Annotated in this window: 20 protein-coding genes, 1 tRNA gene and 1 other RNA gene; 9 read left to right on the forward strand and 13 right to left on the reverse strand. The window is 64.7% G+C overall.

Translation table 11 applies throughout. From position 1 onward, the window contains the following. Positions 1–183 precede the first annotated feature (183 nt). The 5 genes from SH602x_RS05550 to SH602x_RS05570 form a co-directional block, all read right to left on the reverse strand. Entirely contained in the window at positions 184–1383 is a 1200-nt protein-coding gene (locus tag SH602x_RS05550) for an IS701 family transposase (protein ID WP_479475844.1), read from the reverse strand. Between the two features lie 170 nt (positions 1384–1553). Continuing rightward, positions 1554–3479: a DEAD/DEAH box helicase gene (locus SH602x_RS05555; RefSeq protein WP_479475845.1), complete on the reverse strand. Its 1926-nt coding sequence runs from the start codon at positions 3477–3479 to the stop codon at positions 1554–1556. 119 nt (positions 3480–3598) lie between these two features. Further along, positions 3599–4708, reverse strand: coding sequence for a glycosyltransferase domain-containing protein (locus SH602x_RS05560; protein WP_479475846.1), 1110 nt, complete (start codon positions 4706–4708; stop codon positions 3599–3601). Next, positions 4705–5919 (reverse strand): glycosyltransferase family 4 protein, encoded by a 1215-nt coding sequence (locus SH602x_RS05565; RefSeq protein WP_479475847.1) that lies wholly within the window; start codon positions 5917–5919, stop codon positions 4705–4707. Before SH602x_RS05565 ends, SH602x_RS05560 begins: the two co-directional genes overlap by 4 nt. A 261-nt stretch (positions 5920–6180) precedes the next feature. Further along, a complete protein-coding gene (locus SH602x_RS05570; protein WP_479475848.1) occupies positions 6181–8232 on the reverse strand; it encodes a serine/threonine-protein kinase in 2052 nt (683 codons plus the stop codon). 275 nt (positions 8233–8507) lie between these two features. On the opposite strand from SH602x_RS05570, the gene SH602x_RS05575 reads away from it, so the two are divergent. Both SH602x_RS05575 and SH602x_RS05580 read left to right on the forward strand, forming a co-directional pair. Further along, on the forward strand, positions 8508–9203 hold the full coding sequence (locus SH602x_RS05575; protein ID WP_479475849.1) for a DeoR family transcriptional regulator: 696 nt from the start codon (positions 8508–8510) through the stop codon (positions 9201–9203). 139 nt (positions 9204–9342) lie between these two features. After that, positions 9343–9942 carry an ECF-type sigma factor gene (locus SH602x_RS05580; protein ID WP_479475850.1) on the forward strand — a complete coding sequence of 200 codons (600 nt, stop codon included), beginning with the start codon at positions 9343–9345 and terminating at the stop codon, positions 9940–9942. Positions 9943–9951: 9 nt separating this feature from the next. Here SH602x_RS05580 and SH602x_RS05585 read toward each other — a convergent pair whose 3' ends face one another. The 4 genes from SH602x_RS05585 to ssrA form a co-directional block, all read right to left on the reverse strand. Then, positions 9952–11085: a serine/threonine-protein kinase gene (locus SH602x_RS05585; protein WP_479475851.1), complete on the reverse strand. Its 1134-nt coding sequence runs from the start codon at positions 11083–11085 to the stop codon at positions 9952–9954. Between the two features lie 1109 nt (positions 11086–12194). Next, a complete protein-coding gene (locus tag SH602x_RS05590) occupies positions 12195–12530 on the reverse strand; it encodes a hypothetical protein (RefSeq protein WP_479475852.1) in 336 nt (111 codons plus the stop codon). Between the two features lie 10 nt (positions 12531–12540). Next, positions 12541–14271 carry a hypothetical protein gene (locus tag SH602x_RS05595; RefSeq protein WP_479475853.1) on the reverse strand — a complete coding sequence of 577 codons (1731 nt, stop codon included), beginning with the start codon at positions 14269–14271 and terminating at the stop codon, positions 12541–12543. 248 nt (positions 14272–14519) lie between these two features. Then, positions 14520–14888, reverse strand: a transfer-messenger RNA (tmRNA) gene (gene ssrA / locus SH602x_RS05600). A gap of 374 nt (positions 14889–15262) precedes the next feature. Here ssrA and SH602x_RS05605 point away from each other — a divergent pair. The 4 genes from SH602x_RS05605 (at position 15263) to SH602x_RS05620 (ending at position 17478) form a co-directional block, all read left to right on the forward strand. Continuing rightward, positions 15263–15337, forward strand: a tRNA-Pro gene (locus SH602x_RS05605). A 215-nt stretch (positions 15338–15552) separates the two neighbouring features. Then, entirely contained in the window at positions 15553–16182 is a 630-nt protein-coding gene (locus SH602x_RS05610) for a right-handed parallel beta-helix repeat-containing protein (protein WP_479475854.1), read from the forward strand. Then, the gene (locus SH602x_RS05615; RefSeq protein WP_479475855.1) at positions 16169–16450 is read left to right on the forward strand and encodes a hypothetical protein; all 282 of its coding nucleotides are present in this window, start codon (positions 16169–16171) and stop codon (positions 16448–16450) included. Before SH602x_RS05610 ends, SH602x_RS05615 begins: the two co-directional genes overlap by 14 nt. Positions 16451–16650: 200 nt before the next feature. Continuing rightward, on the forward strand, positions 16651–17478 hold the full coding sequence (locus SH602x_RS05620) for a sulfotransferase domain-containing protein (RefSeq protein ID WP_479475856.1): 828 nt from the start codon (positions 16651–16653) through the stop codon (positions 17476–17478). 3 nt (positions 17479–17481) lie between these two features. Here the strand turns inward: SH602x_RS05620 and SH602x_RS05625 are convergent, their stop codons facing one another. Beyond that, the gene (locus SH602x_RS05625; RefSeq protein WP_479475857.1) at positions 17482–18123 is read right to left on the reverse strand and encodes an RsmD family RNA methyltransferase; all 642 of its coding nucleotides are present in this window, start codon (positions 18121–18123) and stop codon (positions 17482–17484) included. 241 nt (positions 18124–18364) lie between these two features. Between SH602x_RS05625 and SH602x_RS05630 the strand changes: the two genes are divergently transcribed. Together SH602x_RS05630 and SH602x_RS05635 are read left to right on the forward strand one after the other, a co-directional pair. Then, positions 18365–19726, forward strand: coding sequence for a peptidylprolyl isomerase (locus tag SH602x_RS05630; protein ID WP_479475858.1), 1362 nt, complete (start codon positions 18365–18367; stop codon positions 19724–19726). 61 nt (positions 19727–19787) lie between these two features. Next, on the forward strand, positions 19788–20966 hold the full coding sequence (locus tag SH602x_RS05635; protein WP_479475859.1) for a peptidylprolyl isomerase: 1179 nt from the start codon (positions 19788–19790) through the stop codon (positions 20964–20966). A gap of 32 nt (positions 20967–20998) precedes the next feature. Here SH602x_RS05635 and SH602x_RS05640 read toward each other — a convergent pair whose 3' ends face one another. Next, positions 20999–21421, reverse strand: coding sequence for a MarR family winged helix-turn-helix transcriptional regulator (locus SH602x_RS05640; protein WP_479475860.1), 423 nt, complete (start codon positions 21419–21421; stop codon positions 20999–21001). A gap of 124 nt (positions 21422–21545) precedes the next feature. On the opposite strand from SH602x_RS05640, the gene SH602x_RS05645 reads away from it, so the two are divergent. Next, complete coding sequence (locus SH602x_RS05645; protein WP_479475861.1) at positions 21546–23387, forward strand: PQQ-binding-like beta-propeller repeat protein; 1842 nt, start codon at positions 21546–21548, stop codon at positions 23385–23387. A gap of 94 nt (positions 23388–23481) precedes the next feature. Here the strand turns inward: SH602x_RS05645 and SH602x_RS05650 are convergent, their stop codons facing one another. Both SH602x_RS05650 and SH602x_RS05655 read right to left on the reverse strand, forming a co-directional pair. After that, positions 23482–24771 (reverse strand): cytochrome B6, encoded by a 1290-nt coding sequence (locus SH602x_RS05650; protein WP_479475862.1) that lies wholly within the window; start codon positions 24769–24771, stop codon positions 23482–23484. A gap of 410 nt (positions 24772–25181) precedes the next feature. Then, a complete protein-coding gene (locus SH602x_RS05655; RefSeq protein WP_479475863.1) occupies positions 25182–26621 on the reverse strand; it encodes a GH39 family glycosyl hydrolase in 1440 nt (479 codons plus the stop codon). Positions 26622–26689: the final 68 nt, after the last annotated feature.

The raw sequence follows: 26689 nt of genomic DNA on the forward strand, positions 1-26689 counted from the left end.
CCTAGTACTACAGCCGCACTTGCTTCGTTTGGGAGTTTCGGCGGCGATAGTGACTGGCTTTGGCGGTCGCCTGGTGTCGTCGTCGCCATCGCGAGAAGGCGAGCAGATGCAGCGGATCGGGCGGAGCCGCCTGCAAGACGATAGCGACGAGCAGGCGCCGCACCTCCGGCACGGTCAGCGGAATCAGGTCGAGCCGCTTTTTTTCGAGCGACCGCGACGAGGCAGAGCCTTTTCGGGACGTGACTTACCCGACGAAGGCGCGTCGTTCGCTGCGGCGCGGATCGCCGCCAGCGTCGCGTGAGCGAGCATCGCGAGCGTGACGTGCCGCTGCCAGGCGTGCCACGCCCGAAACTCGTACTCGTCGAGGCCGACGAGCTGCTTCGCCTGCTCGAAGCATTCCTCGATCGCCCAGCGGCTGCCGGCGATCTCGATCAGCTTCGCGGGCGGCGTTCGCTGCGGAGCGTGGGTGAAGTAATACGCCAGATCGCTGGGATCGGCGAGCGAACGACGCACCAGGAGACCGCGGCGAAAGCCGTCGATCTCGTACGAATCCCAGTCGACGAAGGCCCAGTCGTAGAGTCGTTCGCCCTTCGCGCCAGGGCCGCAGGAGATCCTCCGCCAGGCTTCCGGCGGCACGCCCTCGACGTGCTTCGCGACCGCCTGCCGACGACCGCCGAGATAGAGATGCGTCGACGACGAAATCGCGACGACGTAACCGAACCGGCGGGCTTCGAGAAAGCGGCGAAAGCGACTGTCCGAGCCGTACGCCTCGTCCGCAGCGATCCATTTCGCGGCCAGACCTCCGTCCAGCGTGCGGGCCAGCATGCGCCTCGCCAGTTCCGGCTTCGTCGCGAACTCGACGTCGTCGGGGATCTTGGCTGCGCGGCAGCGTTCGCGATCGTCGGTCCAATTCTTGGGAAGGTAAAGTTCGCGATCGACGAGCGCGTGGCCGCGAGCGGACTTGTACGCGACGAAGACGCCGATCTGCTGGTTCTCGATGCGGCCCGCCGTGCCGGAGTACATCCGCCCGACCCCAGCGCTCTTCGTCCCCTTCTTCAGAAAGCCGGTCTCGTCGACGATCAGCACGCCCTCGTCGTCGCCGAGTCGCTCCGCGACGTACGTCCGCAGATCGTCGCGGACTTCGTCCGCGTTCCAGCGGGCGCGTCCGATGAAGTGTTGGAGGTTATCCGGCGTCGCGTCGCCGACGAACTCGGCCAGCTGCCAGCCGTTCTTGCGTTCGACGCTCGCCGTCAGCCCGCGCAAGTAAACGCCTGCGCGAGCTCGAATCTCCGATCTGCTGAACCTCGCCCCGATCGCTTCGGACACGCGGTCGAGTTCCGTCGCCCAGCTCCGCACGTCCGTTTCCGAAACGCCTGCGTCCATCGCTTCGCCCTCCTCCGTGAGAAGAGCAGCGTAAGAAAAAACGGGCTATTCTCGCAAGTGCGGCTGTAGTACTAGGATGCAGATCCGGTCCTGGGAAAGATCGACTGTCGATCGCCCGTCGTTCGTGCTGAACAAGATCCCGAGCTCGCGCGGGAAGCCGTCGAGCGAGATCAGACGGTTTTGACGGCTGAAGATGAAGTTGTCGGACCTCGGACGGTCGCCGAAGTCGAAGACGTCGGCGGATAAACCGCGCTTCGTCTTCCTGCAGATCGTCGAAAAGAAGATCCACGGCGCAACATTCGCGAACCAGTCGATCGCGATTTCTTCGCCTCGCCAGTAGGCGCTTCGTTCGTCGGAGCAGTCGACGAGAACGAGATCGAACTCCTGAAGGGCTTGAACCGTGGCGGCTTCGAGATCCGTTCCTTCTTCATCGAGAGTACGAGGATGTCTTCGGGCCGAACGTCCTGATCCTCGATCAGCCACCGCAGTCGCGCGAGCACGAGCGCGTTCTCCGCGAACTCGCCGTCGACGAACGTGACGCTCGGCGACATGCCCCTGCGCTTAGCGAACTTCACCGCGTACCGCTCGTCGACTGCCTCCAGCAGACCTTTCTCGACGAGCGTCGCCACGTCCCCGAACTCCTTCGTCGGTCGCTTCGCCTTGTCCTCGGCATACGTGCCGTAGAGGACATTGAACGCCGATTCGACGATCTCATGCGTGTTGCGGAAGCACTCGGTCACGACGAACGAGCGTCCGCCGACGACGTTCAGACCGAGCGAATGCCAGTTCGGGCGCTTGTGCCCGTACAGGTTCTGCGCGTCGTCGTAGAACACGAAGAGCCGTGGGTCCTCCTGGTCGCGGCAGAGAGTCGCGAGGATGCGGAAGTCATTTTCTGAGAAGTCCTGACCTTCGTCGCAGTAGATCGCATCGTACGCGTGCAGGTCGAAGACACGGGGATCGCGCATGCGCACCTCCCTTAGATCGCGTAGATACTGCTCGGCTCGCGCAGCGTCGTTGACGCCCTTCTGGAACACCTTCTGGTAGCGGCATAGTCCCCGCTGCGAGAGCTCCCACATAGGCGTGTTCAGCGAGACGACCTCAACGATCCCCTCGGGCAGGTTCGAGCCGGTTCTCTGCCGGTAGGCCGTCTCGACCTTCTTCTTCAGGAACGGAACGAGCGTGCGGTTGTAGCAAACTGCCAAGATCCGCGGCGTCCGCTCGTCGTCGAGACCGAGCGTCGGCTGAGCCGTCATTCGCTGGACCCGGCGGGCGAGGTTGTTGGCCAGCACGATCGTCTTGCCGCTCCCGGCGACGCCGCGGATCAATCGCGGACCGCGCTCCCAGTACTGAGCGGAGAGCTTCTGCTGTTCGTCGGAGAGCGTCTTGTAGGCCTCCGCGGCCTCATCGAACATCTCGCCGAACGTCGCTTCCCGAACTCGACGCGGCTTGCGCTCGGCTGGCGCAGGAAACAGGACGGACGTGTCGCCGAACGCCCGATAAACAGCTTCGATCTCTTCGGGCGGCCACGCATCGCCTTGCGATCGCCCTTCCAGGCGCTTTCGTCCGCTGGCGAGCAATGCGGCGGCTAGCTTTTCAACATCGCTTCCTAGGAGCAATTCCGGCGGACGGAAGGCCTGCTCGCCCCACTTCGCCGCCCACTCCGCACGGCTAATCCGCGGCATCGCCACGAAGTACCAGTAGCGAAACGAGGGATCGCGCCCCAGGAACCGCGCAGCGGCGTCCTTGACGTCGAACATCGCATTTCGCACTTGCGCGAACGGATTTCGACTGATGGCGCCGTTGGAGTAGCGAACGACGAATTGACCGCCGGGATCGATGCCGTCGATCTGGTCGAGGCCGAATCCCTTGACTTCGATCACCGAGATGCCGGAGACGGGACAGATCAGGACGATGTCCGGCGGGCGCGTCGTCGAACGAACGAGGCTCGGCTCGCAGAGGATCGTCGCATTCTCGTCCTGGACCGTTCGGACCAGCGTCGCGAGCGTCTGGCGGTGGGCATCGTTCGAAGCGTCTTCCCAACCGAAGACTCGGCACTTCGCCTGAGCTACGACGCCGGCGAGTTCGTCTCGATTCATCCTGATCTCCGTCTCGGACGCGTCCCTGTGCGTCCGTTCCTGCTGATGAAGCGAGCAGTAGAGCGGAGAGCGAAGTAGCATTCAACTCGCAGGCGGAGCGAGGGGAACGCGAAGCCAAGCTATAGCCACAAGCCGTTCGTGCGCAGTTTCGGCGCCCAGTGGGTCCGTGCTTCCAGACGCTCAGCCTCGCAGCACGCCGCGATTGCGACGAAGTCGAGCGAACGATCAGGGAAGCAGCTCGCGGCGTCGATGAAATTCCGGGATATCGAATGTCGACGCCCCATCGCCGCGCGATCCGAACACCAGCGAGACCGCGTACCCCGCGGCGGCTTCCGGGCTTCGCCGCTCGCGCAGCGAGCATCTGACGCATCGATGATCCATAGCCGCAGCTTCGGAAACGTGCTGAGCAGCATTTCCGCATCGACCTCCGCTCCGAGGAGGACGCCGAAGGCGGCGTCTTCGAGCGTCCGAAGTTCGTTCAATAGCCGCAGCTCCCTTTCCGACCGCGGCGTTTGGGTCCTTAGATAGCGCGGGTCTTCGTTGAACCACTGCAAAATCTCGCAGCGATAGTCGATCTGCACGCGAGGGTAGTAGTGCGGCCAAGTCGCCTTCACGACCGTTTGATCGTTCTCGTAGCCGTTCTCGCTCGCGAACTCTGTCAAGGCTCGAAAGTACTCCCGACAGAATGACGTCCTGCCGACGAAGGCCCCGCTGTTCAGCCAGCATCTGCCGTGCGAGTGCTTAGCGTCCGGCAAACTGCTCTCGAACATCACGAACTTCGGCAGCTCCGGCCAGCAGGCCGAGCCCGTCGCGTTGAAGAGAAGGTCGCACGCGAAGTGCGTGCGGAAGCGGCGTACGACCTCGTCGGGATGGTCGACCAGCAAGACGTCGCACGAGTCCAGACCGACGACGAACTCCGCGTCCGTCTTCTCAAGCGCCTCCGCCGTCATCGCCAGCTTGCGGGCGTTCGTCCAGTCTGGACTCTCATGTCGTAGCACGACGAATTCGCAGCCATGTCGAGCCGCACAGCGTTCCAGGAGTCCGTTCGGCTTCTCCGCCCGATCCGGTCCGTGCCACGTCAGAAAGATGGCCGACTCCTGCGAAGGACGCGATTCAGGCGCCTCCGCGAAGACTTCTTCCGCGAAGAACTTCCAGTTTTCGTGGAGCGGACCAGGACAATGCGCGACGATCGGCTCGGAGTCGAACAGCAGGTTCTTGAGCTTGATCACGCGGCGTTCCTCCGCGTCGCGACGAGTCGACGGAAAACGGCTTCGTACTCTTTAGCCATCCGACGGGCATACCCGAACGATTTCGCGTATTCCGAAGCGCTCTCCGCCACTCCTTGCGCCCAACGAGGATCGCCTTCGAGACGCGCGAGGGCTTTCGCGAGTTCGACGGGAGAACCGTCGACGATGATGCCGTTGACCCGGTCGTGAATCACCTCCGGCACGGCGCCGACCGGCGTCGCGACGACAGGCTTACCTGCGAACATCGCCTCGAGAAACACGAGCGCGAAGCCTTCCTGGACGGACGAGAGACTGAAGGCGTCGAATGCCTGGTAGTAGTCGCCGAGGTATCGGTCGACGAACCGAAAGGCGCAGCGGTTCGGTACCGTTCGGTTCGCTTCCTCCAGTAGCTGGGCCTGCATGGGCCCCCAGCCGATGAACAACCCCTTGAAACTCCGCGGCAAAAGTTCAAGCGCGCGAAGCAGCGTTTCGGGCCGTTTCTCCGGCGAGAACCGACCGACGTAGCCGACGACGAAGTCGTCGTCGCCGTAGCCGAACTCGGCCCTCACCTCGTATCTCGAACGGGTCGTAGCAAGCCGCGCCGTGTCGACGCCGTTCAGCACGACCGTGCTCGGAAAGTTCTGACACGTCGTTTCCAGCACGCGGCGGCTGACGGCGATCGCGTGATCGGTGAGGTGGGCGCTGTTGCGAAGCAAGTCCCGCGTCCAGTAACTATCGCCGTGAGCGAGGTAAATCACCACGGCCCGACGCTCGTCCGTCGGCTCGATCCAACCCTTGAGCTCCATGCCCCAGTACAGCAGGACATCGAACGTTCGGAGCGTCTCAGCGACGACCTCCCGACTCGCCGGAACGATCTCGCAGGCGAAATCGCGTGCGACCGACGGATCGACGGAGTTCGTGCCTGTGACGATGCAGCGTTCCAGCACGGCGACCTTCGGGTCGAGAAACTTCGCTAAGTCGATCAACTGCTGCTCGGCGCCCCCTCGAAACAAACAGGGTCCTAGGTGAGCGACGCGAAGCGGTCGCGGATCGACCGTCTTCGTCTCGTCCTTCGGCAAGGGCGGTGGTTCCTCGATCGGCACGGCTCCGCTCAACAGCGTGGGAGCCATGCCGATCGACGGCGCGAGCGCCGCCGCGCGGAGAACCGCAGGGTCGACCAGAAAGGAGGAGGAAACGTGCATCGGGCTGCTCATGGGTGCGCTTTCTTAGGAATTCGGGCAGATAGGCAGGCAAGGATGGACTGTTCATCGACCGGAAGCGACTCGACATTGAACGAAGGCGCGGCGCCACCTGCGGACCGGAGTTGAACGATCGCGAAACGGAGGCGGGGACTGTGGCGATCGGCGGGCCAGGCTGCGACAAGCGTTTTCCGAGAGCGGATGCTCATTCGCGAAACCGTGCGCCTGAGAAGGGGCGGACCGTTCGACTCGCATGCTCATCGACGGACGCCGGGACTACGGCTTAACTTCGACGACGTCGAACAAGTCGCGAAGGACGCCCGGCAGAGGTCCTTCCGCCGAACGACGTTCCCATCGATTGCCGCGGAGGTCGCAATGCTCCTCGACGGCGCCCAGTTGCTCAGGGGTCGCTTCGATGGCGTTGCAATCGCGGATGACGTTCTCGACCAGCGAAAACGGCGTACGCGCCGGATCCGTGCCCCAGAGGCCGATCCATGCGTTGCAGGACTCGAAGACGTTGTCCGAGATCACCGTCTGGTCCGCATGCGTTCCCGTCTCGCCGGGCAGGGAGTTCATGTTCAAACCGACATGGGCGCTGGCGAAACGGTTCTGTCGCACTTCGATCTTGCCAGGCATGAAGACCAGAGCGACGAGCGTGCCCCGCTCGTTCCCGACGAACTGATTTCCTTCGATCGACACGTTCCAAACCGGCCGCGTATCGTTCTGCAACCATAAGCACTGGCCGTCCGTCTCGGTCTCCACGTCGCAATCGACGATCTGCAGCGGCTCGGCGTCGGGCGCCGAATTGCAGTCGATGATCTGGATCGCCGCCTTGTTCCGGGTCGCAGTTTGGCGGATCTTCAGCTCGCGGAGCGTGATTCCTTCGCAGCCGGTCATACGGATCGCATGCGAATCGCCGTTCGTTTCGAACTCCAATCCTTCCACGGTCACGCCGCGGACGCCGACGAGGTCGACAATCGGCTTCGTCGGATCGAGCGGACGCAGGATGACATTTTCCGCGGACGCCGAAAGAGTGACCCCGTTCCAACGCTCCGCATCGTCCAACACGAGATTCAGGGGATACTCGCCCGCTTCGGCGAAGACGATGCTTCCGCCCGGCGGAACTGCGGCCAACGCCTGCTCGAAGGCGCGACCGTCCGCCATTTCAGACAGCGTTATTCGAACGGTGTCCGAGGGGCTGTCGGAAAAGTCTGACGCTGCGAACCGCCAAACGCCGAGCGACGCGAGCAGCACGCAGGCGACGGCGACGCCGGCGATCCGCCGTCCTACGAATCTGTAGCTGCCGGTTCCTACGCGAGTCGGGTCCGCTGGAGCGGCTTCCGGCCGTCGCAGACTTGCAAGAACTGAGCTCAGAGCCTCCGCCGCTTCGCCCGCCGAACCGTACCGATCCTTCCGATCCTTGGCGAGCAACTTATCGACGACTTGCGAGAGGCGGCTTGGCACATCGGGCCGAGCCTCGCACAGCGGTCGATGGGCCGCCGTGATGACGTGGTGGCCGGTCGCCGCTGCGGTCGGTCCGCGGAAAGGGGCTTCGCCGGCGATCGCCTCGTAGAGGAGCGAGCCGAGGCTGAACAAGTCGCTGCGCCGATCGAGCGGCTCGCCGAGCAGTTGCTCGGGCGACATGTAGGCCGTCGTTCCGAAAGTCGCGCCCGTCATCGACAGGTCCGAGCGCTCTTCGCCGATTCGGGCGAGGCCGAAGTCGCCGATCTTGTAAGTCTCGCGGCCGTTCTTCTCCACGAGGACGTTCGACGGTTTGACGTCGCGATGGACCACGCCTCGCTCATGAATCGCCGCGAGGCCTTGGGCGACCTGAAGCGCGGCTTCGACCGCTTCATCGATGGCGAGGGGAGGGCCCGCGTCGAGTCGATCCTTCAGCGTCCCGCCCTCGACGAACTCCATCGCCAGGTAGGGCATGCCGCAGTGCTCCGATACGGCATGCACGGTCACGACGTTCGGATGCTTGACCGCAGCGGCAGCGCGCGCCTCTCGCAGGAAACGCTGACGCGCCGACTCCTCCTCTCGAAGCTCCGGGGCCATCAGCTTGAGAGCCACCGGCCGACCTAGCGATACGTCGGTCGCCTTCCAGACCATTCCCATCCCGCCGCGGCCGAGATACTCCAGGATCTCGTACGAGCCGATTCGACCGAGCGAATCGGGGCGGCGGGAAGGCTCGAAGCGGATCTCGGGCGCCGTCGACGCAGAATCGCGACGGCCTATCCGCTCGCGCGGGGACAAGTCGCGAGTCGAATCGTCGGGCCCGGCCTCTGCATCGGAGGGGTTTCGGTCCGGCTCCGGTTCGTTCGCCATCCGGCGACATCCTCAAGCCTACGTGCATTAACCAACTCCGCGGAATTCCCGAAGGCCCCGCGGTTTCGCCTCTGCGTTCCTGCAGGGCTCGCTGTCGAACAACGGCCGAATTGTAACGACACAGCCGTCGCGGATGCATCCAGGGCTCTTGTCGCCGACAGAGCCGGCTCTTCGTTGCAGTCCCGATTTTCTGCCGCTTTCGATGTCGCACTTCCGCGAGGATCGGCGCTTAGAAGAACAGAGGACTTAAGCTCCGACCCACATCCCTCGCGACCATGCACGAGCCGTCTCGATCGCTCCGACCCGTCCGCATTCTGCGAATGCTGCGGCAGGGCGGCTGCTTCGCGCTGGCGGAACTGGCGGCGTCGTTCGGCGTCTGCGAGCGGACGGTGCAGCGCGATCTCTTGCTGTTGAAAAAAGCGGGGATCGGAATTCAGTTCGACGCCGGAACGAGGACGTACCGCGTCGTCAGCCTGGCGGAGGCGTCCCCGCCGCGAAGCGTTCAGAGCGAACAAGTCCGTCTTCTGGCGAGCGCGGCGAGAGCTTCGACGCTTTATGCTTCGCCGACTCGCCGGCCGGTGATCGAAGCTGCCATCGCGGGCCTTTTGAGCAGCGACGCAGCGCCGAATGACGTCGCGTTAGCGGGCGGTCCGACCGAGCGGTGCGACATGGTCTCGATTTCGGCGCCTCGTTCGATTCTTGCGGAGCTAGGTCGGCCTCTTGCGGATCGCCGCGCAGTGAAGACCAGGATCGAGGACGCGACGACCGGCTGGGAATGGCGGGTGACGCTCATTCCGCTTCAGCTCATGGTCGTCGGCGAAAGGCCGGCCGTTCTCGTCAAGGCGCCGCATACGGACACGTTGTTTCTGATCGACCCGGTCACGATTCTCGCGGCATCGCTGACGGAGGAGACGCACGAAGTCGAGGCGCCCTCTGAGCTCGAAATTACCCACGCTCAGCGGCTTTTCTAGTCGAGGCCCGAGCGTCGCTCGAAGAACGCGAGCGTCGCTCGATGAAGATTTGGCCAACTACCGTTCTATCGAGACAGGCGCCTCGTCGGGCCTACCTCCCTGAGTAAACTGCGGCTCGCACCCTCCCGAGCTGCAGCCGATGGATACTACGAGAGTCGACGCCCTCATCGAGCGATCCCGCCAGGGGGATCTGCGGTCGCGCGACGCGCTGCTCGTCCTCGCCAACGAGGAGATCGAGCGTCTCGCGCGAAAGAAGCTCTCCGCCTTCCCGATCGTGCATGCCTGGCACGATACGGCAGAGGTCGGCCAGATCGCGCTGATTCAGTTCCACCTGGCGCTGGACCAGGTCGAGCTCGCCGACTCGAAGCACTTCTACCGACTCGTGGCGATGAAGGTCCGGCAGACCCTGCTGCAGCTCAAACGCCAGATCTGCGGCCCGCAAGGCATCGCGACGAATCTGCAGCACGCGCTGATCGCCGAAGACTCGTCGGGGACGGGGTTCCTGGCTCCGGCGTCGGATACGCATGACCCGAGAAAGCTGGCCGAGTGGCTGGAGGTTCACGACGCGATCGCAGCGCTCCCCGAGGAAGACCGGCAGATTTTCGATCTGCTTTGGTACAACGAACTGAGCGCCGAAGCGGCAGCTGCCCTGCTCGGGATCAGCCCGCGGCAAGTGCATCGGCGTTGGCGGAGCGCGCTGATCCGGCTGGCCCGTGCCGTCAAGCGACTTTTCGAGTGACGCGGTAGCTCAGCCCGGTCCACCGAGGCGGAAGACTTTCGTCCAGAAGCCGAACGGGCGACTGAGCAGGCGCCTCGTCGTCAGCGCCCGTTCCACGGCGTCGGCCAGGACGGCGGCGGAGGCCGTGCGATCTTCCGGTCGTTCGCGACGCGCGGCGTCCGCGATGCGAGCCAGCTCCCGACGGACGGAGAAGCGGAGGGCCGAATTCAGTGCGACGGCGTGGGGACGATCTGCGGTCGATCCCTCGAACGCTGACGGGAGCGGAAGCCCGATGAGCCGGGCCAGGATCGCTCCCAGACCGTACACGTCCGTGTACGTGCCGATTGGCCGAGTCGGCTGGCCTCGCTCCGGGGCGACGTAGCAGGGCGTGCGAAGTTCGGCCGAAATCTGCCGCAGCGTCGCCGAGTGCGATAGTTCGAGGAGACTCAATTCGGGTCGCCGGTAGGCTCCCCGCTTGAAAGGCACGGCGGCCCCCCAGTCCAGCACGAGCGTCTCACCCTGGTCCCCCGCGAGGATGTTTTGGGGCTTCAAATCGCAGTGAAGGATACCGCGCTGATGGGCATGCTCGACCGTCCGCGCAGCAGCGATGAACGCGCCTAGCAGTCGCCGCCAGGCGGCTTCCGCTTCGGCGCCCGACGCGGCCAGCGTCTGGTCGAGTTCCTGCCGCATTGCCTCGAGCGTCTTGCCCCGCACATAGCGCATGACGAAGTACGGAACGCCCTCGGCCGTCGTACCGCTGCCTAACACCGAAGGGGCGCCGGGGTGGTCGAGCCTGGCGGCGATCTCCGCTTCGGATTTGATCCGCAGGACGGCGGCGGCGTGCGTCCAGTGGGAGGCTTTCACGACCACGTCGCGGTGCAGCGACTCGTCCCTCGCCAGGTAGACCCGCCCCTGGCCGCCTGAACCGAGCACCCGCACGATGCGGAGGGCAGTCCCGTAGGAAAGGGCCGGGGGAAAGACGCTTCCCTCCAGCGGCCCCAGCAGACGCTCCCCATGCTCCAGATCCTGGAGAGCCGCTTCGACCTCTCGTAGCAGGGAGGAGTCGTCGCGGCAGAGAGAGCGGAGATCCGGCGACTTCCCTTCGGCGAGCAGCAATTCCCGCTCGTCGAGGACGTCGTGCACGAGTTCGAACGGGTCCGCCATCGAGGGGCTTTCCGGCCGATCCAGGAATTCTTACCAGATGCCGCGTCCGCGGTTGTCAAAACCGGCGCTGATCATTGTAGCGGAGGCCCGGTCGCGAACGCGATTCGCGCAGGGCGGACGCGGAAACGCGTTCGGCATGCGGCGCTCGTTCCGCATGCCGAGATTCTCGAACCGGCTCGCGCGGGCCTCGCCCGCAGAGCCGGAGTCTTCGCGACTTGGTTGCATAGTCCCATTGGTTGAGTAACGCCCGGCTCGGTACTCCGAGCCGGGCTCCTTTCGTTTCGCTACCGCGCCGATGGGCCGACCCGCCGCTCGTCTTGAGCGGGATGGAAGTTCGTGCCAGATTTGTCAGACGCTGGCTTTACCCGGAGGAGGCGTTTCATGACCATATAGCCATGGCCGAACCGCTTCCTGTGGAAACGACTCCTTACGTAGACGATGAACTCCGCGCTCCGCTGGAGATCGTCTTCGATCGCCTGCTGCAAGCCAGCAGGAGCGATGCGGAGCTTCGTGCAGCGCTGCGAGCAGTCGCCAGTCTCGTGCATGCGCGTACGGAATCCTCGTTAGCCGACGGAAGCGCCACGCCTCCGATAAGCCGTTCGGAAATAACGCAGCAGGCGAAGCCAGTCGGCCAGGTAGCCGCCGGCCCGCCGCTTGCCGCTCGGATGAGACGTAGCGGCGAGACGCCGAACGCCGAGGTCGATGCGGATTCCGCAGTCGCGTCCTCGGAAACCGTTCCTCGTCCCGCATTGCCGCCCCTCACGCTCGGGCAAGGGACGGGACCGAGGACCGCGACCGGCGTCGAGTATCCGATGCAGTATGCGCCGCCCGAACCGCTCGGCGCGCGGGTCGATCTGGACCTCGTCGCGCGACGGTTGCGGATGAAGGCAGACGGCAGTCGCTGGGCCGCGGAGCGTCGAAGGTTGCTGGCCGAGGCGGCGGACTACGCCGCGCTGATCGAGCCGAACGATCGCGAGACCATCCGCCGGGCCAAAGAGATACCCGGCTGTTACTCATGGACCAACGGCCCGAACTCGCCGACGCCTGCCGACCTGTCGGTCTTCGATGTTCTGGCGAAGTGCTACGACAACTGCGCGGCCGCGGTTGAGTTAGTGCGACGCCTCGACGAGGCAGAGACATCTTCGCAGGATCCCGCGATGCAGCGGGCCTTTCACCTGCTGGCGGAGTCGCAATCGGCGCTTCGCGTGGCGGCGATGCGAGCGGACGGTCCTGAAGACTCGGATCAGTTCGAAGTCTTCCAGTGGCTGAAGACCAACACCCGCGACCGGGAGATCTACGTCTCGCGGCATATGCGGGTGAACGACCCGGCGGATCCTGCCGACCGCGACGAGCTCGGCGCTCGCATCGCGGCCTTCGACGAAGAACTGGGCGAGCGTCACGTTCAGTCGAAGAAACGCAAGAAGGCGCTCGGCAAGGTCAAGCACAAGGCGCAGCTCATCGCCGCGGGCGAAGGGGACGCCGAAGAGTCCTGGAACATCCTGCTCGATACGGTTCAGGAACTGATTGACGACGGAATGCCGCCGAGCAATCGCGAGCTGCGCGACTCGGTGATCGACATCGTGGAGTTGCTCCCTGAGTCGCTGAACGTGCAGGAAGGGTCGGCCTTCGACCGCGTGCTGCGGGAGATCGACCGCTTCCTGGCGGAGAACCCTGAGCGACTTCACCGTCCGCGAACCGGCGGATCAAATCGCCTGCCGTCTTCCGAAGCTTCCCGAACGAGAACGCCCGGATCTGACCTCCGTCGCGTCGGATGCGTTTGAGGAGACGATCGAACGCGCCGGGGATCTGCTGATTGCGGTTTCCCGACATCGTGGGCGTGTCGAGCGGCTTGCCGGCTCCATTGAGCAGTAGCGGAGCGTCGTTGCCGACGCCTGTCCTCCTGCGCCGCTTCTGAAGCGCCCATTCCAGCATCTGCACCGTCTGCGGAAACAGTATCCACTCGCCGTAGACGGCGTTCTTGCGACGCAGGCGTTTTATGAAAGAGTCCTCAGTCGTCGTCCCGAACCCGAGCAGCTCTGCGTGCTCAGGCGAGTGGGCCTCACGGATTCGTAATTCGCCGATCTCCAGCGTCGCGATCTCCTTCATCCCGAACCCGCAGTTCAGACCCAGCAGAAGGTAGAGACGCTCTTCGGGCGTCGCGTACTTGTTGAGGAGCCGCAGCTCGTCCAGTGAGAAGACCTGATTCTGCGCGAGGCCTCGCTGCCGTTCGCCCGGGTCGGCGGGCACCTTGAAGTCGATCTCGTAGAAGTCCTCCGGCCGCCGCCAAGCGAACTGCTGCGAGATGTGCAGCCAGGCGAAGAAACGCTTCAGCTCGCCGATGTAGTTCTGCGCCGATTTCACGGTGATCCGGGCGCCAGGGCCGGTCTTGGTCTTCTTGCGGGGACGGCGACGCCAGTAACCGAACATCGCCCGCACCTCCTCGAAGCCGAGCTCCGCCAGCGGCATGTCGCCGTGCCGTCCCTGCAGCGTCCGGACCTCCCGGACCTTCGTGCGACCTTTTTCGGTCAGACGGCCCAGGCCCTCGTCGAAGTACTCCTGCTCAATCCAGGCGACGTAGGCGTTCATCGCCTCGTGCAGCGAGCCGGCGACCGGTGCCTCGGACTTCGCGCTCCCCGCCCTGGGAGCGCCGTACGCGACCTGCGGCGTCGGTTCGCGGCAGGCGAATTCGAGCATGCGGGGCGGGACGGGGACGTAGGAGGCCTCCAGCGACTGACGATAGACCTCGGCGGGCGAGGGCGGAAACATCACTCCGGTAGTCAGCGTCATCATCGCCACGCCCGAACCGCGGGCGAAGGCCGCTTCGTCGGCGGGGCAGGCGCGGATCGCCGTCTGTTCCTGCTGGGCCCGACGCACGCGCAGGGCGTAGGCCCCGTCGGATTCTTCGGCCAGCTTCGGCAGCAGCGCGAACGCCTCGCCCCCGGCGATCGCTTTCGCGAGTTCCAACGTCGTGTCGCTCCAGAACGCGGCGGCCGGGGCGCTGCTCCGTTCCACGCTCTCCCAGAGCGTGCGGAGCTTCAGTTCGCGGAACTCCGCCTCGCGGAGCTCGGTACCCAGCCGGAACTTGTGCTGCACGCACTTTCCCGCGGGCGAGAGCTTCCAGCCGACCTGCCGGGCGTACTGGCCTCGCTCGTCGAGTTTCCAGACCGTCTTGCGTCGTGTGGCCATTGCGGGCGCTCCGAAGGGGGCAGATTCGGGTTCCGGACGGTCAACCGTACGCAGCGGATCGGACCGAAAACAGGGCCTGTCGGACCGCTTATCGGACCGCTTATCGGACCAGTTATCGGACCAGTTATCGGACCAGTTATCGGACCAGGGCCGGAATTCGCCTTTTTCGGCCACTCCAGTGAAGCACGTTCTTTCGGCGCAAAGCCAATGAAAAAGGCCGCTTGCGAAAAATTCGCAAGCGGCCCTGGATGTGGAGGCGGCGGGGATCGAACCCGCGTCCCGAGATATTTCCGCAAAAGCGTCTACGTGCGTAGCCGTCTGCTAGAAGTCTGATCGAACGGTCGCGCAGACGACCAAGCTTGCGTTCGATAGTCCGACGACGTTGTTTAGTCGCAAGCGTAGTCGACGTGACTTGCGACGAGCCGGTTCGGCGACCGATCTTCAGGAACTACCGGCAGAGTTCCCGAAGATCGGGGACACGTAACTTGTTAGTTACGCAGCCAGTGCGAAGTTTTCTTCGGCACTTGAGATTGTGGTCTGCTTTTTACGTGGCCTGCTGACCAACCACGGCACGCAACTTCTGCTTCAGGCTATCCGGTCGATTCCAATTCGCCCCCGGAAGGTCCTCGACCCGCAGCGTAAATCGCTACGGATGAAGCCCAGACCGTTCGATGCTTTCGCGAGCGAACGGTTACGCATTTTATCGGCAAAGCGTCCGGAGAGAAGCAGGCGGTCCTGACGAGGAAGCTGCCGGCGATCCGAAAACAGGCGTTCGGCGCCTGACGAAGAGGAACGACGCGGGACGCCGAGACCGACGTGGCCTCCTGCGAAGTCGTGACGCTCGAAGACTTTGCGTCCGTCGCAGCGACGCGTCGCCTCCCCTGCTGGCCGCCTTGATGGAATCGATCGCCGTCAGTACCATGCATCCTCTTCGCAGATCGGTTCGTGAACCGGCCTCGTGGAGAACCGCTCTAGACGAGCGGCAAAGTCTCGGGGTGTAGCGCAGCCTGGTTAGCGCGTTTGACTGGGGGTCAAAAGGTCGGGAGTTCGAATCTCCCCACCCCGACTGACGTCGAGATTCGATCTGTCGCCCATAACGACGGATCTCCAAAGCGGAGCGGCCTACTCTTCAGGCCTCTCCGCTTTTCTTATGCGCAGGAAGAGCGGACGCACACGCCGCGGATTTAAACTCGAGTCCGGTAAAGTATGTCTTCGCTGACCGAAGACCCGTTTGCCGAATCCGCGAGGTTCCGGGGCAGCGTGAAAGGTGAGGCGCCTGCAATGTCGGTCGACCGCATCCGTACGTACGCTGCCCTGTTGTCCCGGGCAGCCATCGCGGCGCTGGCTCTCGTCGCAAGCTTCGCGAGCGCCGAAGACGCACGACAGATCGGCGCTTCCGGGACGATCGGCTGCGGTCCAGAACCGAAACGCGTGAAGCGACTCGTCATCGACGAGCCCGGCGTCTACGAAGACTTCCTCGTCGACGGGGAGTGGGGCGAAAGCACGCTGGTGAAGATCCAGGCGAACGACGTCGTTCTCCGCCGGTGCGAGATCCGGCACGGCAAACGCAACGCCGTTACGGTGTATGCAGAGAACGTTCTGATCGAGGACTGTCGCATTCATCAGGCGCTGGCCGGTACGTTCGCCGAGCCGCGCGACGCCCACGGGATCACCGGCCGCCCGACGCGCCTCATCATACGCAACTGCGACATCGGTTTGGTTTCCGGAGACTGCCTCCAATTCGATCCGGGCCGCGGTCTGTGGGACGACGTGCTGATCGAAAACTGCACGCTCTGGACGGGACCGTTGCCCGAGGATGCGGTAGGTTTTCGGAAAGGCGAGCGACCGGGCGAAAACGCCGTCGACACGAAACAGCAGCTCGCGAATCGAAAACTGCGTGTTCCGCGATAACGAGATCTGTTTCCGGGTCCGCGGCGGCGAAGGCGAGCTGGGCGGCGCCGAGGTGACGGTGAGGAACTGCGCCGTCTACGATTCGCTCGTCGCTGTCAGAGCCGAGGACAAGACCGCCGACTTGAAGATCTCGCGACTCGGAATCGGAACGGGCGTGAAGCGAGCCCTGCAAACCGTCGGAGGTGAAATCGGACGCGGATACGAAAACGTGGGAGAGTATTCGCCGCCCGACTTCGAGCGTCTACTCTCCTCCGGCTTTCCTGAGTGAACCGACGGGAGCGTCGAGCATTCCGCCCTTCGCCAACCAAAACGCGGCGAACGTAGCGATCGTGACGGCAGCGCCGCCGGTCGCGTCGAAACGAGGCCCGTCGTCGACTCGAGCCCCTGCTAACCATCGGTTCTCGGCGATTAGGATGAGCCCTCGTCCTTCGGGCCGACGACGAGCCTTCCCTCTCTTGCAGGCGATTCGTGACTGCCGCCCTTCGTATGCCTGAAAGCCGATCTGCACTGGGAACGGCTTCGCGTCGTCCGTCGATTCTGAGGCAGAAGGTCGTCGTCGGGACGCACCACAAAACCGGAACGGTCTGGTTCCACGATATCTTCGCCGAGATCGCGCAAAGGTACGGCCTGCGATTCCGTGTCGACGAATCCGTCGAAGGCGTGCCGGAAGGTCCCTGGGACATCTTTCAGGACACGCATAGCCAGTTCGAGACGGCGAAGCTGGGCGACTTCCGCGGTCTGCACGTCATTCGCGATCCGCGCGACGTGATCGTCTCTGCCGCGTTCTACCATCAGAAGTCGCAGGAAAGCTGGCTGCACGAGCGGCAGGACTGCTACGGGGGCAAGACCTATCAGGAGTTGCTTAACTCCTACGCTTCGCTCGACGACAAGATCGCCTTCGAAATGGAGAACGCCTCGCGGCATACCGTCGAAGGGATGCAGGCGTTCGACTACTCCGATGCGCGCTTCCTGACCGTCAAGTTCGAGGAGATGTCGGTCGACTATCGCCTGGAACGGTTCGAGCAGGCGTTCGAATTTCTCGGCTTCAGCCCCGATTCGATCGGATGGTGCCTGACGGTCGCCTATCGAAACTCTCTCTTCTCCGGCGCCGCGACGTCGGGCCAGACCAAGGCGGGCCACGTACGCTCCGGCAAGTCGAAGCAGTGGCCGGAATTCTTCAAGCGCAAGCATCAGCGCCGCTTCGAACGGCTCTTCGGCGACGTCCTGGGCAGGCTCGGCTACGACGAGGACTGGAGCGCCGCCTCGGAAGCGGACAGCGCCGGCGGGTCCGCCTGAGGTTCACTCTTCCTCATCGGACGCGGACGGCTTATCGGTCGGCTCAGCGGAAGCGTCCGACGCGGGCGCTGCCGATTCGCTTCGGATCAGGTCGACGTCGAGGATGCCGACCCAGGCGGGCGAGTAGCGTCGCCAGTCCCACTTCGTCTCGAACGGCAGCCACGCGAGCTCTTCGTTCTCTTCGACTTCGAAGACGAAGCGACTCCCTTCCGGAGCTCGCGCGGCGAAGTCTTCGATCATCTCGATGAAGTCGGTCCGGCGCTGCTCCACCAGCGCATAAGGCGGACAGCAGAACCAGAGCCATGGTCCTTCCGCCGGATCGCCGGTCCGCTTCGCCCGTCGAAATGCGTCGGCGTTGCGGATGGTCGTCCGCTCGGCGATGCCAAGCTGCTCCGCGTTCTCGCCGAGCGTCTTCAGGGCCTCGTTCGACGTTTCGAAGAACTCCGCCCGCGCGGCGCCCCGGCTGATCGCTTCGATCCCCAGGGCTCCGGTGCCGGCGAAGAGATCGACGGCGACCGTCAGGGAATTGAGCTTCCCCAGAATGTTGAAGACCGATTCGCGGGTCCGGTCCTTCATCGGCCGCGTCGCCCGATCGCCGTAGTAGACGATCCGCCTCCCGCGGAGCGACCCGCCGACGATGCGCATGCGGCTTCGTTCCACCGGGCCGAGGTGCGCGGGTCGAGGTCGGGACGTGGGGCGTTTCTTGGCCATGAATCGGGGGGAAGGTGAATCGAACGCCGGGGAGTAGTTCGCGGCGCTGGGCGAAGATGCCGCCCGACGGGTAAGATTGTATCCGCGAGCGTCGCTTCCGAAGGGGCGCTCGCGGACGGTCTGGCCGATGCGCTCTCGCGTCGCTTCTTCCCTCAGGCGCTAATCTCGAACCGCTATGTCTTACCGACGTGCGCTTCTCGCCCTGTCGCTTTCGATTTTTGCCGGGCTTGGGCTAGCTCTTCGCTCCGCGCAGGCCCAGGAAGAGCCGGGCGCCGCCGCCCCTCCGGCTGCCGAATCGCCGGAGACGGGAGACGCTCCCGCCGCGGACGAACCGCCGGCCGAAGAAGGCGACCCCGCAGATACCCCGGAAACCGAGCCCCCGGCCGATCAGCCGGAGACCGATGCCCCGGCGTCGGACGCTCCCGCCGACGAAGCGCCTGCCGCGGACGCCCCGGCGGCCGACGCCGCGCCCGGCGAAGCTGCGGCGAAGTACCAGACGCTGCTCGCGGAATGGAAGGACGCGCTTGCGAAGCTGCGCAAGATCGACGTGGACTATACCCTGGCAGAGGAATCGGACCTGGCCGGTCTGGCCGAGCAGTGGAACGACGAACTCGCCCGGACGCGAACGTTGATCGGGCCGCTGCGGGCCGCCGCCGTCGCCGCCTATCGGGAAAGCCCGGGTCAGGATCGCGAACTCGAACAGTTCCTCGTGAAGCTGCTCGAGGACGACGCCAGGCGGGACAACCTCGAACAGGGTTACGAGATCGGCAAGCTGCTGATCGAGAACGGCGTCCGGACCGACACGACGCTGGCTGCTGCCGGCATCTCCGCCTACGGCGTCAATCAGTACGACGACGCCGAAAAGTTCCTGCAGCAAGCGCTGCAGATGGCGCCCTCCGGGGACCCGCAGAGCGAAGACCGGGAGAGCCTGACCGGACGAGCGCCCGAACTGCTCGCTTCGATTCCCAGCCAGCGCAAGCTCTGGGAAGAGGAGCAGTCCTTTCGTGCTAAAGAAGCCGAAGCCGACGATCTACCGCGGGTGAAGCTCGAAACGTCGAAGGGCCCGATCGTGGTCGAACTGTTCGAGAACGAGGCGCCGAACACCGTCGCCAACTTCGTGAGCCTGGTCGAAAAGGGGTTCTATGACGGGCTCACGTTCCATCGCGTCCTGCCCCACTTCGTCGCCCAGGGCGGCGATCCGCAGGGCGACGGATCGGGCGGACCGGGATACTCCATCGCCTGCGAATGGCCGAACGATCCCAACCGGATGCACTTCCGCGGCGTGCTCAGCATGGCGCATGCGGGTCGCGACACGGGCGGATCGCAGTTCTTTCTGACGATGCTGCCGACGCCCCATCTGAACGACCTGCACACGGTCTTCGGTCGCGTCATCGAAGGGGCGGAGGTTCTCGGCGAACTTCAGCGCGTCGATCCGCAGAACCCGACCGCCGGCAAGGAACCCGACCGCATCCTCAAGGCGACGGTCGAACGAAAACGCGACCACGCTTACGAACCGAAGACGCTGCCGGAACGGTAGTCGTTTTCGAGCCGTTCTTTTACGCACTCCTCCCGCTACGAACCTCCGACCCCTTCACGTCATGAAGACGACGCTTCGCTACGCCCTGACGCTGGGCCTGTCGCTCTCGTTCACCTGCTTCGCGGTCGCGCAAGAACCCGACGCGCCGGCGGATCCGGCCGCCCCGCAGCCGAGCGCCGCTCCGGATGCCCCTGCGGATCCGGCCGCTCCTGCGGCGACCGGACCCGTCGCCGCGTTCGACGCCGCGACGGCGGAGTGGCTGCAGCTCGACCAGGACCTGAACGCGGCGCTGGAGGAAGTCCGAACCACCCAAGGCGACGCTCGCGCGGCCGCGATCGACAAGTACAAGGCCGTCGTCGCGAAGCAGGAAGAGACGCTGCCGAAGATGGTCGCCGCTGCCGAGGCCGCGCTGGTCGCCGAGCCGGAAAACCTCGCCGCCAAGCGAATCCTGATCGGGTCGGTCGCTCATGACGTCCGCTCGGACGACAACGCTCCCGCGCTCGCCCAGGCGCAGAAGCTTATTCAGTCGGGTCTCGATCGCCCGGTCGTCTACGACCTCGCGGCGGCCGCGGCCTACGGCCTCGACCAGTTCGATCTCGCCGCCGATTACCTCGCGAAGGCGGGCCAGGCGGGGTTGCAGTTTGCCACGAACGTGGCGGACGACGTGCCGACCGCGCAGAAGCTATGGGCCGAGGAGCAGAAGATCCGCGAAGCGGAGGCCGCGAAGGACGATCTTCCCCGCGTGAAGATCGTCACCGACCAGGGCGAGATGATCATCGAGCTTTACGAAGATCAGGCGCCCAACACCGTCGCCAACTTCATCAGCCTGGTCGAGAAGAAGTTCTACGACGGCGTGACGTTCCATCGCGTGCTGCCGAACTTCATGGCCCAGGGGGGCGACCCGGACGGCACCGGCGGCGGCGGACCGGGCTACACCATCGCCTGCGAATGCTACCGTGACGACGCCCGGATGCACTTCGCCGACACGCTCAGCATGGCCCACGCCGGCAAGGACACGGGCGGGTCGCAGTTCTTCATCACCTTCCTGCGCACGCCCCATCTCGACAGCAAGCACACCGCCTTCGGACGCGTGATCGAAGGGAAGGAAGTTCTCGCCGAACTTCAGCGTCGCGATCCGAGCGCGCCGGGACTCAAGCCGGAACCGTCGAAGATCGTGAAGATGGAAGTCGTCCGCAAGCGCGATCACGCCTACGAACCGAAGACCGCGCCGGGACGCTGATCCCCAGGCGAACGAAACGGAGACCCGTTCGTTCAGTCGTTCGCCATCCGGTCGAGCAGCTTGCGAAGAACCTTCGCGAGCTGCGTCCGCTCGGTCGCGGAGAGTTCCGCGAACAGCCTGGCGCTCGCATGATCGGCGAGCGCCGTTTCTTTGCAGACGGACGCTCCCGCCGCCGTAAGCTGGATCAGCGTCGCCCGCCGGTCTTCCGGATGGGGCTGACGCACGACGAGCCCCTCCTGCTCGAGGCCGTCGACCAGTTTCGTGACGCTCCGCCCCGTCACGCCGAGCTGCGAGCCGATCTCCGACATCTTGCACGAGCCGCGGCATTGCAGCGTCATCAGCAGCCGCGCCCGCGCGGGCGTGGTGCCGGCCCGCTCCATCTCGGCGTACATTCGCCGGGAAAATGCTTTGCCGAACTCGGCGATTAGCGGGATAAGATCTTCAGGCTTCGTCATGGCGACACGATAGTCGTCGCCCGGGGATCGGTCGAGTTCTAAACGAGAGCGATTGACGGCAACTGTACCGGTCCTTATTGTACCGGTACACGATCGCTTCAGGGGTCTCGGGGGGAGTTCAGTCGTGAGCGAAATCGAATCCGTCGACGAAACGAATCCGCAGGTCGGGTCTTCGGCGAGCGCGCGGCCGCGGCGGTGGACGCCGCGACTCTGGCCAGCGCTGATCCTGCTCGCGCTCTACTGGGGCATGCGGCTGGGATCCGTGCTGCTGGAGCCGTCTCCGGCGATGTTCATGACCGTCTATTTCATGGGGCCGCTGGCCCTGACGGTCGGCATCCTCGCCTGGTGGCTCTTCGCCAGCCGGATCCCCTGGACCGACCGCCTGCTCGGCGCGTTCCTGTTTCTCGCCGCGGGCGGCGTCGCGATCGCGGTCTGCGGGAGCGACTTCCCCGTCATGGCGATGATCCTGTACGCCCTGCAGGCGGTGATTACCGTCTGGATCGGCTGGCTCGTCTTCAGCTTTCCCCTGGGCTGGTCGGCCGTGCGGCGACTCGGAACGTACGCGGCGATCGTGCTGGCGTGGGGAGCGGTTATGCTGCTTCGCGTCGACGGCATGGACGGAGAGTTCGTTGCGGACTTCAACTGGCGCTGGACCCCGACCGCCGAGCAGCAGTTGCTCGCCGAACTGAGTCAAACCTCCGCAAGCGGAACCGACGCTGACGGCGCTGAGGTCTCTGCCGCGCCGATGGTCGTCGGCCCCGGCGACTGGGCGGAGTTTCGCGGACCGAACCGCGACAGTCGCGTCGAGGGCGTCCGGATCGCGACCGACTGGAGCGCGAACCCGCCGAAAGAGGTCTGGCGCAAACGCGTCGGTCCCGGGTGGTCCTCTTTCTGCGTCGTGGGGAAGCGCTTCTTCACCCAGGAGCAGCGCGGCGAGGAAGAGTTCGTCGTCTGCTACGACTCGCGAACCGGCGCCGAGATCTGGACGCACGCAGACCCTGCTCGCTTCGAGGAACTGGTCGCCGGCCCCGGCCCTCGCGCGACGCCGACGTTCGTCGACGGCAAACTATTCGTGCAGGGCGCCAGCGGGATCGTGAACTGTCTCGATGCCGCCACGGGCGAGAAGATCTGGAGCCGAAACCTGGTCGAGGACGTGAAAGCGACCGTTCCCATGTGGGGCTTCTCCGCCTCTCCGCTGGTGAAGGACGGCCTGGTCACCGTCTTCGGCGGCGCCGAGGGCAAAGCAGTCGTCGCTTACGACGCCGCGACGGGCGACCTTCGCTGGAGCGGCGGCGACGGGCTTATGAGTTATTCGTCGACTCAACTTTCGAAGATCGACGGCGTCGAACAGCTTCTGATGACGACGAATCTCGGCCTGTTCTCGTTCGATCCGGTCTCCGGCAAGGAACTCTGGAAGCACGAATGGACCAGCGGCGACGCGGCCCGGATCGTACAGCCGGCGATCGTTGACGGCAGCGACGTGATCATCGGTACCGGGATGGGCATCGGCACGAGGCGGATTCATGTCTCTCAGGACAGCGCCGCCTTCACGACGACGGATGAAGTCTGGACCACGAAGCAGTTCAAGCCCTACTTCAACGACTTCGTCGTCTACGAGGGGGCGCTCTACGGATTCGACGGGGCCATCTTCTCCTGCGTCGATGCCGAGACGGGCGACGTGAACTGGAAGGAACGCGGCTACGGCAGCGGCCAGGTTCTGCTGCTCGCCGACCAGGGCCTGCTGCTCGTGCTCGCGGAGACGGGGGAAGTCGCGCTGCTCGAAGCGAACGCGGAAGAACTGCTCGAACTGGCGAAGCTCCCCGCGCTCGCCGGCAAGACGTGGAACCATCCCGTCGTCGCGCACGGCCTGCTGCTGGTCCGCAACGGCGAAGAGATGGTCTGTTTCGAGCTGCCGGTCGAAGAGACTTCGGCCGTCTCCGTATCGAGCGAGGCGAACGGGCCGTAAGCTGCGACGAATCCGGTTCGTAGATACGAACGAAAAAGCGAGCGACGAATGATCTTCGTCGCTCGCTTCGTTTCTGCGTTACCTCCAACGTGCTTTACAGGCAGAGCAGAAACGCGACCAGGTCCTGCTTTTCTTCCTGGGTCAGCTTCACGCCGGTCACGACGTCGAAAAACTCGACGGTATCTTCGAGCGTCATCAGTCGCCCATCGTGCAGGTAGGGGGGCGAATCCTTGATCCCGCGGAGGGTGAAGGTCTTGATCGGCCCTTCGCCGACATCCCGGTGGCCCGCCACGAGCGTCGGCTCGTAGAACCGGTCGACCTGCAGGTCGTGCATCCGATCGTCCATATAATGCGGCGCCGGATGGCACTCCGCGCAGCGCGCCTTGCCGTGGAACAGCTTCTCGCCGCGAATCTCCTGCTCGGTCGCCTGGGCCGTATCGAGCTTGCCGAAGACGTCCAGCTTCGCGGGCGGGAAGTCGACGATGTTCTGCATCTGCGCCATCAGGGAAACCTGCTCCGTGCGATGCGGCAGATGAACCCCCTTCTTCATCGCGATCACGTGGTCGCCGTCGAAGTAAGCCGTGCGCTGCTCGAACTCCGTGAAGTCCTCCACCGAACGGAGCGACCGCTTCGAGCCGTGAATCTGCTGGTTGAACATGCCCCGCAGACTGGGCGTATCCAGACGGAAGCGATGCGTCTGCGGTCGCACGTCGGGCGTCAGGTGGAACGCGGCGTTCGTGTGGAAGTTCGTATGGCAGTCGAGGCACGTGACCCCCAGCGACGCCTCTTTCACCTTCCGGTCGCCCGTTTGATTGAACTGCTGCTGCGGGAAGGGGGTTAGCAACAGCCGCAGACCCTCCATCTGGACCGGCGTCAGCTTCCCCTTCATCAGCTCGAAGTAGTTCCGGATCGAAAGCGCCTGCCCCTGCGAAACGTCGCCAAGTTCGGGCCGCGTCGTCAGAAAGATCGGCGGAGGAAACTCCGGCGTGAGATGCTTCGGCAGATCGAACGTGACGTCGAAGCGCTTCAGGTCGCGCTGTTCGAGCTTGGCGATGTGATCGATCTGTTCCTGCGGAAAGACCTGGCCTCCCGTCGGATGCTTCGCATGCGGAAGGGGCCGGAAACCCTCGGGCCAGGCGTTCGCCTGCTTGATTTCGTCGGCGGTCATTTCCGCCAGCGAATCCCACGTAACGCCCTCCGGCAGGCGGACTCGCACGCCCTGCTGCACGGCCTTGCGACCGCCCGACATCATCACGTCGGAAGGCTGGTCAGCCAGATCGTAGCGACGTTCGAGGAGCTGCTGCTGGGCCCGCATCACCGCTTCGATCTGGGCCACGTCAGCCTCGAAGACCTCGGCGAAGTCCTTCTCGATCGCGACCGGCATGTAGGTCTCGTTATCGCCGCGATCGTCGGGCGGCGGCTGATCGGCGCCAGGGTTCGCTTTGGGAGGAGCGAGCGGTTCGTTCGCTCGCGGGCCGGGCCGATCCGGCTGGCGAGCAGGGGGCTGCGCCGGATTCCTTGCCGGAGAGCCCGGCTGTCTCGGCTGATTCGATCGCGCGTCTGACGATTCGGGACGCTGCTGCGCGAAGGATGCCGGGGACGGAAGGAACGTGAATGCGGCTGAAGCCGCGAGGAGGAGACCGGCGGTTCCTGGACCGACGGTAAGCGTTCGCCGCTGCATGAGCTGCCCCTTTGCTTTGCGGAGAGTGGCGACTGCGCGACCGGGTCGTCGCGATTCGGCACTCTAGCGAAGCAGACCTCCGGGACGAGCCCCGCCTGTTTCGAGGGTCGAACCTACGGCGCTTCGACCGCTTCCACGCGGATCGTCGCGACGCACGGAGCCGCCAACGGAAGCTCCAGCCGGATCGTCGGGCCGTTCGCAGTTCCCTCGGCGATCGGAAGCAGCGACCCCTTCGCATCGAGAAGGCTCGCGGTCCAACGATAGTCACGATCCGGCGCGAGGCCCGTGAGCTCGACCGCTTGCGTCAGCGCTTCCCCCTTCTGCAGCGTCAGAACGACAGTCGCTCGGGATCCTTCGGCGTCGATGCCCGCCATTGCGACGACGCCCTTCGCCCCGCCCTCCACGGCACGACGCTGCGGCGTTTCGAGCGCCGTCGCGAAGGCCTTCAGACCGAAGTAGGTCGTCGTCGGTCCGCCGAAATGGTCGAAGGCAGAGAAGCCGCCGATCTCGCCGCGGTAGAAGTTCGCCGCATCGACCGGCGCGTCCTGCAGGCGAATCAGCGCCGTCGCCGCGAAGGCAGCCCCTTCGACGCCGGTCGTTCGTTCATACCAGCGCTTCCGCGCCTCGCCCTGCCCCGGCAGCGTCACCGGCGTCCAGTCGCCGTCGGCAAGATAGTTCCACTCGTTGAGGTGGCTCTCCGTCTTCGCGAAGCCGCGCTCGTCGAGTTCACGCCGTATCCCTTTCGCCCGGACGACCAGTTCCTCCGGATCGGCGGCGTAGCAATGCCACGAGAAGAAATCGAGCGGCAGCTTATCCCGCCGGCAGGTATCGAGGAACTCGGCGACGAAGGGCGTCGGGCGGTACTCCCCGTTCTCGATCGTGCCCGTCGCGCCGACCGCGGGGCCGCCTATCTTCAAGTCCGGATACCGCTCCTTCAGCGTCCGCGAAGTGACCGCGTACAAGCGAAGGTAGTCCTCGTCCGTTCCCGACCACATCACGGGCCGGTTCTCGGGTTCGTTCCAGATTTCCCAGTACTGGATGTCGTGGCGAAACCCGTTCGCCCAGCCGTCGTTGTAATGCCGGACGATGCCCAGGCAGGTCGCCGCCCACTTCTCGGGATCGCGCGGCGGATGGACGTGTTCCTTCACGCGACCATGATCGATGCTCTCCCCCAGGCGGAAGACGATCCGGGCGCCGGTCGCCAGCGTCTCCGCGACGTACTGATCGGTCTTCGCGAAGCGATAGCTGGCGAGATCGTTCGGATCGGCGTCGAAGTCCGGAAAGATCGTATGAATGTCGACGACGTCGGGGATCGGCCAGTGGCAGTCATGCAGCCGCACCAGCGGCACGCGAAGCTCCTGATAGAACTTCGTCACGTCGACCATCCCGCCGTCGCAGACCGGTCCGCAGTTGATGCCGTGCAGAGGTCGGATCTCGCCCATCGGCTTCGCGAAGTCGATACGCAACGCCTCGTCGGCGTGCGACGCTGCCGTGCAGAACGCGAACGCCAGTCCGAACTTGATCGCCCATCGAGAGAGACCGCGGAACTTCATGAAAGGGCCGAGAGCAGGCGGACATTTCCGTCGCCCGTCGAATCGGGCGTGTCGCTCGATTATGATCG

This window comes from Lignipirellula cremea (assembly GCF_056501455.1).